Source organism: Vibrio galatheae (assembly GCF_000967545.1).
GTDB classification, from domain to species: Bacteria; Pseudomonadota; Gammaproteobacteria; order Enterobacterales; family Vibrionaceae; genus Vibrio; species Vibrio galatheae.
On record NZ_JXXV01000018.1, the window covers coordinates 330,819 to 343,275 of the forward strand.

Genomic DNA, 12,457 nt, shown 5'->3' on the forward strand with positions numbered 1-12,457 from the left:
TTTCAATGATGAAGCGGGGAAAAATTACGCTTGATTGAAACCTTGAGATTATCTATACCCACTTATTGCTGGAAAAATTTAGCTAACAGCATTAGGCGATTGAGGAGAGACTGTGAGTTTATATAAAAACTAGGTAAATACGAGCTGTATTACTAGATACCCCCTAAACTGTGAGGAAGATCCTGAGAATAATTTGACGTAAAAATATTTTCATCCATTGTCGTTTAGTCTATATAACAAGATGATAATTGACCGAACGTAGTGATTTATATATTGAATCTCACAACCATGCGTTGAATGATAAAATGGATGATATAACAAGTAAGAAACTCAATCTAGAATAGCCAAAACTATGGCCTTGTAAAGAACACGTTTATAAATTAAACACATAATATAGTAAATTAAAATTAAAATTAAACTAAGGTCTAGATGTTATATTCAATTGAAAATTTATCATTAATGATATTTTCATCCACATAGAAAATTTTTGAACTCAACATTTCAATAACATCAACCTTATATAATAGCCACTGATATTTACCAGTTTGGTATTTTATACCCACTTCACCACTGGGACCTTTTACAACAACTACACCTCCTAGTCCTTCATAAAAATTAATCAACTCCGAAAAAAAGCATTTAACATAAATATATTTAGGTGTAATCTCGGATTCAACCAATGCATCAAGTACAATTTTATTATGAAACATAAAAACGTCTTTTGAAGATGAATAGCAAGTTAGAACGTATAAGGAACTGTCCCTATCAAATACATAATCAGTCTTTATCTTTTCTGATAATTTATTTTGAATAATCTCAGAGTCAACAATAAAATATAAGAAATGCCCTAACATTCTTCCATCTTCAGAATAAAATTCGTAAAGATTTGTACTATTAGTCTTAGTCACCAAACTTTTAAACTCATCCAAGTCAGTATTAATTTTATGTATATTTTGAACATAATCAAGATAAAACCAAACACGTTCTTCAGGAATATATGAATAGTACTTAACTAGTATTTTTTTTGATGAATCTACGTAAGGGCTGTCACTTAATGAAAAATTATCTCTAAATCTTTTTCCAACTATTTTATCAAACCTACCAAATCTAGATGCTTCGTCCCCATAAATACTGTTAAACTCTTTCAAGTATCCGAAATAAATTAATAACAAAATTTGTTTTTTACGTGTGGGTTGTGTTCGACCATTTTCCCAGCGTGACAATGTAATTTCATCTAATGATTCAAAGGATTTCTCTATGCCTTGGATACGACTGACCAACTCAGCCTGCGTACAGCCCACCTCTTCACGATAACGTTTTATCAAACTTCCAAACATGCATCTTACTCCTTTAGAAAATTCAACTTGTGCTGTAACTCTGGTGAGAAGTACTAAACTTACTTCTATTTTAGTTACTGGTTATCACATGTACAATAAATGAGCACAGATAACCATAAAAAACAGCAACAATAATAACCATACAAAAAGTATATATATGTGTATTAGAACAAAATAACCAGAGACTGAAAAGGAAAAAACACTATTTGACTATAGAATAGTGATATATTACCACTTTATAGGGATATGGATTAAGCTGAATTATTTAATAGGAATACAGATTAGTCTGGAAGTATAATTATCTAACACCCCATATGCTTGTTACAATAACAAGTCTAGGTTTGGCGTATCATTTAAACACCATTAACGAGGCACTTTAAGAATACGAAAATTCTTAGTTGGACAAAAATTCAAGGTATAGAACATAGAGTGCGATAGCTAAATCCAACTGCACTGGGTAACTTAGGTATGAGAACTTAGGATTAGATATATATTAGTAAAGGAATCGTTATTTGCACTGGAATTCATCGACACACCGTCATTCTGAGCAAAAACTAGAGAAGTAATCATCAAAAGTATGTTGGAAAATATACAAGTTAAAATTGAGCATCCATGCTCACATTAGCTATGTTAAGTAATTAAGCTCTTAAACCAGAAATAAGTTTCTTGATTATACAGCCTATCAATAGCCAAACTTAATACCCACCTCTAACTAGTTACTCCAAATTTATTTTACCTACCAAGCACTTGGTCTGGACTCTGAACCCTCAGTCAAAATTACAATGACCTGGCGCATATCCTTACTCTTAATCTGGCGGCTTGTAGATACAAACTTGCCTTTACCTTGAGCATTAACATTCTGCACACCGCGCAACACTAAATAATCAGCAACAGCATCAGCACGTCTCTGTGACAATCGCTTATTATAAGCATCTGCGCCTATCTGATCAGTAAAGCCACTCACCCAGATATGTGTTTCAGGGTACTCAGTTGTAAACTTAACAACCTGTTCTAACTTATTCTTATTTTCTTCGCTTAGTGTTGCACTATCAAATTCAAAATACAGCACAGGTAATTGAGGTAGTACTACTGGCTCAGCTTTGATTTTTGGTTTCTCTACAACCAGCAATTCAGTTTCGATAGGTTCTATTGACTCTACTGCTTTCGTAGTCATAGTTTTGCCAAAGTGATAACTAATACCTAAAGAACTAAAATGGCTTTGGTTACCTGCCACATCATCCAAATATTGATATTCAGCACGCAACGACACCATTGGAGCTAATCGATATTCCATTCCTAGTGCGGCCATCGGAGTCCAACCACTCTCGTCTGGCATTTCAAAGTCGGCAACTCTATCAATATCGAGTCGACTACCACCTAATCTTACGTAGCCCGCAACGCTTTTAGTAATAGGCGCTGTTAGCTTCATGGTAATATCATACCCTTCAACATCATATTGTACTGGCCTTTGATTTAACATGGTTTTGTAATCTTGGTAATCAGTGGCTGCTAGCTCTAACGCAAACCAAGAATTAAAATTGTAGCCAGTAAAGAGGCCAAAGCCCGCATCCGAATCATCACAACTAGAAAAGTCTGGAGTGCAGTTATGTTCAATTCTGTTATAACCCGCTCGGGCACCTATATATGCGCCTAAATCAGAGTTATTTTCGACTGATACGGGCGTCGTATCTTCTGCAAATGCTGGAGGTAAAAAAAACATAGCACTTAAGATAAAAAATGTTTTTCTATTCATACACACTCCCAAATGAAGCCAAAAGCAAAGTCTCAAAAATTGAAACCTAAAAATCATTTATTTTTCACTAGCGCCAGCATGTTACTGCTTCTCTAAGGATATAAAATAGCATGTGTTTTTTTCTATTTTAATAAAATGCTAAGCTCATGACATAACTGGCTGCCGTACTGAGTGACTGATATGGCGATGACTACTCTTGATACTTTGATAAAAATAAATCTTGAACATAAGTTCTTATAGCGGCTCAAATTACAAAATGGTGTACATGTCAAATAGAATGATTTACGCCAACACAGTCGATGACTTAAATACCATTATCGCTCAATATCTTTAACGTAAAACCTCTACTGCATAGACGTCAAAAGCGCCCAACGGCGCTTTTTGGCTATAGGAATTGATGGAAAATCAATATTAAAACGATCGCGCCCAACTGTGGAGAGCGTCTTTCATCTCTGCTCGGTCATGCTTCATTTGATGCATTTCACCGTCGCTAATCGGCGAGTCTCGCATTTCGAGTTTGCGGATTTCTTTGTCTAATGAATTGTAGTCTCGCATCATAGTGGCGAAATCATCGTTGGTTTCTGCCAGGGCAAGAATTGCATCTTTGTATTGTGGAAATTCCTTAAGTAGAGAGTGATCTTCACCGAGCATTGCTACTCCTCCATCGTTGAGTTTTGTTTGTACACTTTTTAACCATAGCAATTATTTTTCTAACAAGGTGTGCTCTAACGCACTTACTCGCAACTAAACTAATGTGGCTAAGTCATGCTAATCAGTTCCCCAGCTAATGTTAGAGATGCACCGATTTATATAAATCACACTTCTATCAGTTACGGACTATACTTGTGTATGGGCTGAACGCTTTCGTCGAGATGAAAACGAGGTGTTTTATGTTAAATTCAATTGAGCATCAGACTACAAGAGTGCGCCTCCTCGGTAAGTCACTATCACCAAATTCCTCCCTTCGACAGCAGGCAGGCACGGCGATTATCGAGTTCAGCTTGGTCGCTGCTGTGTTCTTCTCTATATTTTTCACTATCGTTGATCTTTCAATATACAACTACGTGAAACTCACTATGCAAAATGCGGTTCGTGAAGGGGCTAGGTACGCAGTAACTGGTCGTGCAGACTTAGATCCTGATGGCAAAGGAGACCGAAACGCCGCTGTGAAACAAATGATTGAAACGGCTTCCAATGGCTACTTAGACAAAGTCATGAATATTGATCAAGATTTGCGAGTTGAAGACGTCGATGGAAATGTCGTTAACGGCTTCGGAGCATCAGGGGAGATCATCGCGATTCACTTAGATTGCGAGTGGCCAGTTTCTAGTCCGCTCATCTATCCATTTATAGAGGGGGGAAATTACACCTTTACCGTAAGCACTGCGATGAAAAACGAATCATTTTAGAGGCATGCGATGAAACAGATGAATCGCCAAACTGGCTTTGCCGCCGTGGAAATGACGCTAATAACGCCATTTATGGTGCTGTTAATTGGTGGCATTATTGAGGTGACACAGTATCTTCAAGCGAGCAGTATTCTGATTGGTGTCACTCGCGAAGGTGCAAACCTAGTCTCGAGAACCAGCTCTACCGAGCCAGACGACATCATGACATTAGTTTCAAAAACAACCGGCACTCTTGATCTCGAGAGCGATGGCATCATGTATATTACCTTGGTTACTGGTCAAGAAGATGACGACCCTTACGTAAATGAACAATATCGTTGGAGTGACTCTGGTCTTGTCCATACTAGCTCTACGTGGGAAGAGTGCGCGAGTTGGACAGACAATCAATGCGACATTGATTCGCCCCCGCCGACCCTTGATGATTTTCCTATTTCACTCGATCCAAATGAATCAGTTTACGTCGTCGAAGTACACTATCAATACGTGCCATTATCAAGCTTCTTCATCACGAGTAGCTTTATTATGAGTGACATTACTTACCTGTAAGGGGACTCATTATGACTATCAAACATCGATTTAGCCAAATGAAAAAAAACAAAGGCCTGGTTGCTCTTATTTCGGTGATTGCCGCGCCTTTTTTAATTTTGGCAACGGGGCTTGCGATTGATTCAGGGCGAGCGTATTTAGTCAAGGCAAAACTATTTACTGCGGTTGACGCTGCGGGTATCGCGGCAGCTAGGGCTGTATCTGAAGGAGAGGACGCAGCTCGATCCGCCGCCGCCAAGATGTTCACTGCCAACCTTCCTAACGGTTACCATGAAAGTACCACGGTAAGCCCAACACTCTCTTTTGGCTATGATGAATTCGGTAATGTTTCAATTGATGTCTCAGCCTCTGCCCAAGTGAACACCACTTTTTTGGGTGTGTTTGGCTACAGTACTCTCAACCTCAACGCAACAGCCCAGACAGTACGACGTCCTGTCGATCTTGTTTTGGTCGTGGACAACACAACATCTCTAAGGTTGGGCTCAATTGGAGATGTCACTGAAGATGTCATCGAACGCTCAAAAGACTTCATATCAAACTTCAATGAAAACTTCGATCGTGTTGCTCTAGTCAAATATGCCTATGGTGGGGAAGTTCCAGTTGCGTTTCAGTCTAGTAGAGGGCACGTACGAAGCGATATAACGTCTGCGATAGATGCGTTTAATTTTGGTAGCTGGTCTAACCCACAATACACAAATGCTTCCGAAGGTTTTTATCTTGCCCTTGACTCAATTCGCAACGTAGACAACCCCGCAAATCTAAAAGTGATCGTATTTTTTACCGATGGGGCCCCAAATACTTTTTCGTCGGAGTTCGACTTTACCAGCACTAGTACCAACTACACGGGTTCAATTCGTTCAAGTGACGACCCTAGCGGTACACCTAGAGGGTTATGGCGCCATAATGCAATCGCAACCCAGCTTTCAGGATCTGGATATCAGGGAAGTAATATCGATGATCGCATTGCATCGTTACCAGATTACTACACACCACACAACGCAGATGCGACCGAATTTAAAGTGTTAAACCCAGATCACCCATATCGCCCAGTGTATCAATATAGCCCTGCATCGAATTCTGCCAATGATCTATTCACTCGCATCAACCGTGTTGCGCGAAACTTAGTCGAAGATATGGCTGAAGCGGCACGAAATGAGGGAATTTATGTCTTCACCTTAGGTCTTGGTTCTGCATTGACGTCAGCCGCCGGACCAGACAATGAATTAGGGGAAGATCTTCTGCTCCGGATGGCAAATGACCCAAAACTACTAGATGATGCGGACTTAGCTGATGACTATCACGCCGATCAACTTGAAGGTGTCTATTGCCACGCTGAAGACGAACAAGCATTAGGCCCTTGTTTTGATGAAATGCTGAATGTCATTATCAGGCTGACGCTATAACGGGTACGTACATCTGACTAAATCCACATATATGTTTCTCCCATATGGGTGGCGTTCCAATATAGGTTTGTACCGCATGGATAAATTCACGCACCAATGCGGTTTGTTTACGGTGTGGATAGAGTGCATAAAGCGCTAACCCTTTGTTACACAAAGTATGATCAGTAAGTAGCGGTTTTAGCCCTAGCGCTTTGATAGGCTGGTTCAAATTGGACGAAGAAATCGTGACATATCCGAGCCCATCTTGAACTGATGCGAGTAAGGTTTGCACATCGTTCACTTTTAACTTACCTCGCATTTTGTAATTGACAATATGACTCGAACCGGGCCGCTCACTAAGACGAATTGTATCGACGGTCAACGAACGATTGCTGTACACCACCGATGGCAGTTGAACCAGCTCTTCTGGTGTCTTGGGCTCACCGTATTTCTGAATGAAGCTCTCTGAGGCGAGAATCACGGCGCGGATATCGGCAATTTTCTTCGCAATTAAGCTGGAGTCATCCAATCGCCCCAAGCGAAAAGCCACATCGAAATGATCCGAGATAATATCAGAGCGTTTATCATCCAGTAGCAATTCGATTTCCACATCTGGATACGCCAGCATAAACTGTCTAATCACCGGACGAAGGAAGTTTTGCCCGATATGGTAAGGGGCGGTGATTCTAATTCTTCCCTTGGGCTCAGCGTGATACGAATCCGCAATAGATTGAACGTGGCTGAGTGTGCCGACAAGATTGTGTGCTTGTTCGAGAATCTCTGTCCCTGCTGGGGTCAGTGAAAATGAACGTGTCGAGCGATTGAGGAGCTGAACGCCTAAATCTGATTCTAGCTTTTTTATTTGTTTCGATAGCGAGGAGTTATCCATGTCATGTAATGCGGCCGCTTTGGTGAACGAGCCTTGCTGGACAACATCAATAAATAGAGAAAGCTGACTCACTAACGCCATACGATAACCTTACTTTTGCGCTCGTTGCCATTGTACTAACCACTTATCAAGATGGTTGGCAAATTGCTGACGATCCGCCTGACTCAAAGGAGCTGGGCCACCTGTTTGAATACCGCTGCTGCGCATGGTTTCCATGAAATCACGGATATTAAGTCTCGATTTAATATTCTCTTTGGTAAACATTTCACCGCGAGAGCTCAGTGCATGGCCGCCCTTGGTAATGATTTCATCGGCGAGTGGGATATCACTGGTAATGACCAAGTCGCCCACTTGGCAGCGTTTAACAATTTCGTTATCTGCCACATCGAAACCAGCTTGAACTTGCAACATGGTTACTTTTGGTGAGGCTGGTGTGCGGATGTACTGGTTAGCAACTAACGTCACTTCTACCCCAGTACGCTCAGATGCCCGAAACAAAATGTCTCGTACTACAACAGGACACGCGTCCGCATCTACCCAAATTTTCATTATGTTTGTTTCCTCATTGCGGTCTACAACCATTATTAGACCGCAATTGACCAACACTTAGTAGCGTTATTTAAATTTAACCGCAGTGCCACTAACGCTAACCATCATCATGCTACCACCACTACCGATCACTTCGTAATCGATGTCGATACCAACAATGCCATCTGCGCCAAGGTCGCGCGCTTTTGCTTCCATCTCTTCAAATGCAATTTCACGCGCTCTGCCCATTTCACGTTCATACGCACCAGAGCGGCCGCCGACCACATCGCGAATCGCACCAAATATATCTTTAAAGATATTAGCGCCTAAAATCGCTTCGCCAACCACCACGCCCAAGTAATCTTGAACCGGACGTCCTTCCACAATCGATGTGGTTGTTTTAATCATAACTTGCTCCTTAATTATGGTCTGAATCTGTGTTTCTATAACGTCAGCCGAGGCTGGATAAAGTCAATAAAAGCTGAAATACGCCGTGCCACTTTCGATGATTTGTAATACACAGCATTGACCAATTCACGCTCTGTGTTGCGCAGTTTTTCGTGCTCTAACACAGAGACTAAGCGACCTAAATTTAGATCTTCTTGCACCATGAACCCCGATAAACAAGCAATCCCATTAGAAGTGAGTGCCAACTGACGTATCGCCTCACCATTTCCAGACGAGATAAAGGGTTTAAGAGCTTGGAACCCTTTAAGCGGCCATTGGTTCAATACTTTTGGCGCAGTAAAGGCGATTATTTGATGCTGCATTAAATCACTGACCGATTTCGGCACGCCATGTTTTGCTAAGTAGTCTGGTGAGGCAACAATATGTAGTGGACTTTTCCCCAGCGTTCTGGCGTGCAAAGTCGAATCTTTGAGCCGACCGATCCGGATCGCCACATCAGTTCGATGCTCGAGCAAATCAACAAAGCCCTCATTGGATGTGAGCACTAATTCAATCTCTGGATAAGTTTGCTGGAACTCGTTGATCAGCGGTACAAGCTGATGGAAAACAAATGGACTTGCAGCATCAACACGTAAGTGCCCTTTGGGTAGCTCACCACGCGTGACAAGATCTTCTTCAGCCTGCTTGATAATGTCGAGTCCATGGCGCACAGAATCCACAAACTGTTTACCTTCCAGCGTTAACTCTACACGGCGTGTGGTGCGATTAAGTATCGAGACACCGAGCTGCTTCTCTACTTTGCCGACGGCTCTCGATACCCTTGCTACTTGAATATCTAATACTTCAGCCGCGGCGGAAAATCCTCCACAATCGACCACCGTGAGCAGAATCGCTAAATCATCTGAACGCGTACGCATCTAACGTCTCCCAAAAGTTCATTATTGTCATTTATAGCAAAAGTTATTTGATAAAAGCACTATTTTTCGCAAATAACTAATCTTCAATAATTCATGCCATCAATAACACTATTAATGGAATCCACCATGCCAATTGCTCTACTCGCATTAACCTTAAGTGCCTTTGCTATCGGCACAACCGAATTTGTTATCGTTGGACTGATACCGACGATGGCCGCAGACCTATCCGTCTCACTGCCTTCTGCAGGTTTTCTGGTCAGTTTGTATGCCTTAGGCGTTGCCATCGGCGCTCCCGTTTTAACCGCGCTAACGGGTCAATGGCCGCGTAAGAAAGTCCTTCTAGCGGTGATGAGTCTATTCGTTTTAGGCAACCTGCTGGCTTGGCAAGCACCCGGCTATAATACGCTGGTGGTTGCACGTTTATTGACAGGTCTTGCTCACGGGGTATTTTTCTCAATTGGTTCAACAATTGCTACTGGCTTGGTCGCGAAAGATAAAGCCGCCAGTGCGATTGCGATTATGTTTACTGGCCTAACGGTTGCTTTGGTAACAGGTGTACCATTAGGGACTTACATTGGGCAAAGTTTTGGCTGGCAAGCAACCTTCCTTATCGTTGCCGTACTGGGGTTAATCGCGCTTATCGGCAGTGCCATTCTGGTGCCAAAAGACTTAAAACAGCCACCAGCGGCTAAGCTATCGGCACAAATAAAAGTCCTGACTCAGCCAAGATTGTTACTTGTCTATGCCATTACAGCTTTGGGTTACGGCGGCACATTCACGGCTTTTACTTTCTTAGCCCCTATTTTGCAGCAAGTATCCGGATTTAACTCAAGTGCGATTGGCTTGATCATGCTGGTTTATGGTGTGTCAGTTGCTATCGGAAACATCTGGGGTGGCAAGATGGCTGATAAAATGGGACCAATCAAAGCGTTAACAGTGATCTTTATTGGTCTAGCTCTTGTTCTAATGATTTTCAATTTGACTGCTTACCATTCAATCGCAGCAGTGCTTACTATTCTGGTATGGGGTGCGTTTGCGTTTGGTAATGTCCCAGGACTGCAAGTCTATGTGGTTAATCTGGCACAAAAGTATGCACCCGATGCTGTTGATGTCGCATCTGGTTTGAACATCGCGGCGTTTAATGTTGGCATCGCACTGGGTTCTTGGGGAGGAGGTGTCATCGTTGAACAGTCGGGGCTAATGAACACGCCTTGGATTGGTGCCGTCATCGTCTTGGCAGCTTTAATGCTTACACGGCTTAGCGGTGCATTGGATAAACGTACATTACTTACTCAACAAGCCTAGTTTGAGTATAAAGCAGCCCCTAAATAGGGGCTGATGATCATTTCACTCGCATCAAGCGATGCTTGACGTGTGTTAGGTCGAACTCTTCTATTTGAGATCGTTGCATCTTGTCGATTTGCTCAATCATCGCGAGTGAGTACCCTTTGCGTTTCATCCACTGCATTGGTTCAAGGAAGCTATCTTCGTTAACAATATAAGATTCCCCTTTATGCTCACCAGCGGACACACTCACTACCCACACTCGAGATTGAAAATCTAATGCGTCGCTTAACGCAACCTTAATCCGTTTAAATAGACTCATGATTAGCTCACTAACAGCCAAACACCCACTGCCATCATCAAGGTGCCAGCAATGCGATTCATCAAACGTACATTTTGTGATTGACCTAGTAGACGCTTCAAGCCTTTACCGCCTGTGGCATAGAGCGTCATGCAAATGAACTCAAACAACAAGATTATTGACACCAAAACAATCAACTGGGGAGCAAGTTCGGCACTTTGGTCAATAAACGGGGGCAGCAATGAAATCATAAACGCCCAGCCTTTAGGGTTGGCTATAGCGGTCACAAAACCCTGAACGACCAAGTCCCAATCACTAGAAGGTTCTGGCGCTTGCTCATTAAGGTTGAGAGCGAGCTTGCCCCTTGAGCGCCACATTTGGATTCCGAGATAAAAAAGGTAACCGCCGCCGATCAATTTTAGGGCAACAAATAACCAAGGGTAGTTGAGCATAACGGCTGCAATCCCAACCACAGCGGCCACCGCAACCAAACCTACACCAACCAATTCACCAGCCATCATCCACAGCGCGCGTCGATAGCCAATGCTCATACCCAAAGTGAGTGCTAACGTCATGCACATGCCGGGTGTGATAGAGACAAAGAAAAAGGTTGGAATAAACATTCCCAGCAAAGCGGTATTCATAATTTCATCATTTGTTGTGTTATGCGTCTAACATAATGCAATGTCTCATGAAATCCAATACGTTCATCGCAGGAAGAAGCGCTATTGGCACAACTGTGGCTTTATAGCTCGCCATTTTCCCAAATGACGAAACTAACCCTGAAACTATTTGTAGCCGTGCTCTACCCTAGGCTCCTGCAAACCAAGTTTGACGTAATTGCGCAAAATAGCCTGTGACGGCAAACTGATAAATCCATACTCATTAAAGATCTCTCGGTTGTCGTCATTAAGAACCATCCCTACAATTTTCTTTTCTGAATCAGTAAGATAATTTCGGTGTGGCGGCAAATCTATGTATAGGTAATATACGCTTGATAACGGATAACGACCTGACAAAATCGTCTCTTTGTTCACGTCAAATATCTCTCCACGGTCATCAATAATAGAGAGTGTTTTGAATCCTTCCCAACGCTTTGAGTAAGTGACATAACCTAATGCAGCTTCACTATCATCAAGCGCCTCTTCAAGCGCTGCTCCGTCTACAACAAACTGTGTGCTTGCATACGTACCCTCACGACACGTAACCCACTGGTGAAACTTGTGGTGAAGTTTTAGCCCTTCATCAATAGCAAAAGGTAGCATCAGTGGCGTTTCATTGCTTTCCCCCCACTGGCTCCAACGAGCAGGGAGTAGATCTTGATGACAACCAAACACCGAGCGTAACTTGTCTAACGAGATAGCATGGTTAGGATTGTCATTGTTAGCAATGATCGCGACCACTCCAGCAGTAAAATAGAGCTCTGTAGGACGATAACCTGTCTGCTTTTCAAATTGAGCCACCTCGAGATCCGTCCAGCGCCGAGCACTAATACCAACTCTAACCTCACGATTAAGCATCGCCGCTTGGACGTCCTCACGGCTTAGAATATCGAGACGAGGAAACTTTCCGTCCGTCAGTGCATTCACTAGCTCGACCATGTGGCTGTCGACAGCGATTGCTGACACAGGCTCTTCAGCATGTAGAGACGCAACAAAACCAAGTGGGAGAGCACAGCAAACCATTGAGATAAATTTCATCAT

The 12,457-nt window shown here is 42.5% G+C and carries 14 protein-coding genes; 4 read left to right on the top strand and 10 right to left on the bottom strand.

What is annotated here, in order from left to right:
- Positions 1 to 425: 425 nt before the first annotated feature.
- The 3 genes from TW81_RS12270 to TW81_RS12280 all read right to left on the bottom strand — a co-directional run bounded on the left by TW81_RS12270 (position 426) and on the right by TW81_RS12280 (position 3,741).
- A complete protein-coding gene (locus tag TW81_RS12270; RefSeq protein ID WP_045955994.1) occupies positions 426 to 1,337 on the bottom strand; it encodes a helix-turn-helix domain-containing protein in 912 nt (303 codons plus the stop codon).
- 736 nt (positions 1,338 to 2,073) lie between these two features.
- Positions 2,074 to 3,090, bottom strand: a complete 1,017-nt coding sequence (locus TW81_RS12275) for an OmpA family protein (protein ID WP_045955995.1) — start codon at positions 3,088 to 3,090, stop codon at positions 2,074 to 2,076.
- Between the two features lie 411 nt (positions 3,091 to 3,501).
- Complete coding sequence (locus TW81_RS12280; protein ID WP_045955996.1) at positions 3,502 to 3,741, bottom strand: HP1242/YdcH family protein; 240 nt, start codon at positions 3,739 to 3,741, stop codon at positions 3,502 to 3,504.
- A gap of 239 nt (positions 3,742 to 3,980) precedes the next feature.
- Between TW81_RS12280 and TW81_RS12285 the strand changes: the two genes are divergently transcribed.
- Genes TW81_RS12285 through TW81_RS12295 form a run of 3 tightly spaced genes read left to right on the top strand, consistent with a single transcriptional unit; the run spans position 3,981 to position 6,448 of the window.
- Entirely contained in the window at positions 3,981 to 4,499 is a 519-nt protein-coding gene (locus TW81_RS12285; RefSeq protein WP_084715888.1) for a TadE/TadG family type IV pilus assembly protein, read from the top strand.
- A 9-nt stretch (positions 4,500 to 4,508) separates the two neighbouring features.
- Positions 4,509 to 5,045 carry a TadE/TadG family type IV pilus assembly protein gene (locus TW81_RS12290; protein WP_045955997.1) on the top strand — a complete coding sequence of 179 codons (537 nt, stop codon included), beginning with the start codon at positions 4,509 to 4,511 and terminating at the stop codon, positions 5,043 to 5,045.
- Positions 5,046 to 5,056: 11 nt separating this feature from the next.
- Positions 5,057 to 6,448 (top strand): vWA domain-containing protein, encoded by a 1,392-nt coding sequence (locus TW81_RS12295; RefSeq protein ID WP_045955998.1) that lies wholly within the window; start codon positions 5,057 to 5,059, stop codon positions 6,446 to 6,448.
- Here TW81_RS12295 and TW81_RS12300 read toward each other — a convergent pair.
- From TW81_RS12300 to TW81_RS12315, 4 genes are all read right to left on the bottom strand, one after another.
- Positions 6,432 to 7,397: a LysR family transcriptional regulator gene (locus TW81_RS12300; RefSeq protein ID WP_045955999.1), complete on the bottom strand. Its 966-nt coding sequence runs from the start codon at positions 7,395 to 7,397 to the stop codon at positions 6,432 to 6,434. The two genes, TW81_RS12295 and TW81_RS12300, sit on opposite strands and share 17 nt — an antisense overlap.
- A gap of 9 nt (positions 7,398 to 7,406) precedes the next feature.
- Positions 7,407 to 7,865: a YaiI/YqxD family protein gene (locus TW81_RS12305; protein ID WP_045956000.1), complete on the bottom strand. Its 459-nt coding sequence runs from the start codon at positions 7,863 to 7,865 to the stop codon at positions 7,407 to 7,409.
- 66 nt (positions 7,866 to 7,931) lie between these two features.
- A complete protein-coding gene (locus TW81_RS12310) occupies positions 7,932 to 8,252 on the bottom strand; it encodes a heavy metal-binding domain-containing protein (protein WP_045956001.1) in 321 nt (106 codons plus the stop codon).
- Between the two features lie 35 nt (positions 8,253 to 8,287).
- Positions 8,288 to 9,169 (bottom strand): LysR family transcriptional regulator, encoded by an 882-nt coding sequence (locus tag TW81_RS12315; protein ID WP_045956002.1) that lies wholly within the window; start codon positions 9,167 to 9,169, stop codon positions 8,288 to 8,290.
- Between the two features lie 126 nt (positions 9,170 to 9,295).
- On the opposite strand from TW81_RS12315, the gene TW81_RS12320 reads away from it, so the two are divergent.
- Positions 9,296 to 10,474, top strand: coding sequence for an MFS transporter (locus TW81_RS12320; RefSeq protein ID WP_045956003.1), 1,179 nt, complete (start codon positions 9,296 to 9,298; stop codon positions 10,472 to 10,474).
- 37 nt (positions 10,475 to 10,511) lie between these two features.
- Here the strand turns inward: TW81_RS12320 and TW81_RS12325 are convergent, their stop codons facing one another.
- The 3 genes from TW81_RS12325 to TW81_RS12335 all read right to left on the bottom strand — a co-directional run bounded on the left by TW81_RS12325 (position 10,512) and on the right by TW81_RS12335 (position 12,457).
- Positions 10,512 to 10,775, bottom strand: coding sequence for a hypothetical protein (locus tag TW81_RS12325; RefSeq protein WP_156980954.1), 264 nt, complete (start codon positions 10,773 to 10,775; stop codon positions 10,512 to 10,514).
- Between the two features lie 2 nt (positions 10,776 to 10,777).
- Positions 10,778 to 11,398 carry a LysE family translocator gene (locus TW81_RS12330; RefSeq protein ID WP_045956004.1) on the bottom strand — a complete coding sequence of 207 codons (621 nt, stop codon included), beginning with the start codon at positions 11,396 to 11,398 and terminating at the stop codon, positions 10,778 to 10,780.
- 144 nt (positions 11,399 to 11,542) lie between these two features.
- On the bottom strand, positions 11,543 to 12,457 hold the full coding sequence (locus TW81_RS12335; protein WP_156980955.1) for a PstS family phosphate ABC transporter substrate-binding protein: 915 nt from the start codon (positions 12,455 to 12,457) through the stop codon (positions 11,543 to 11,545).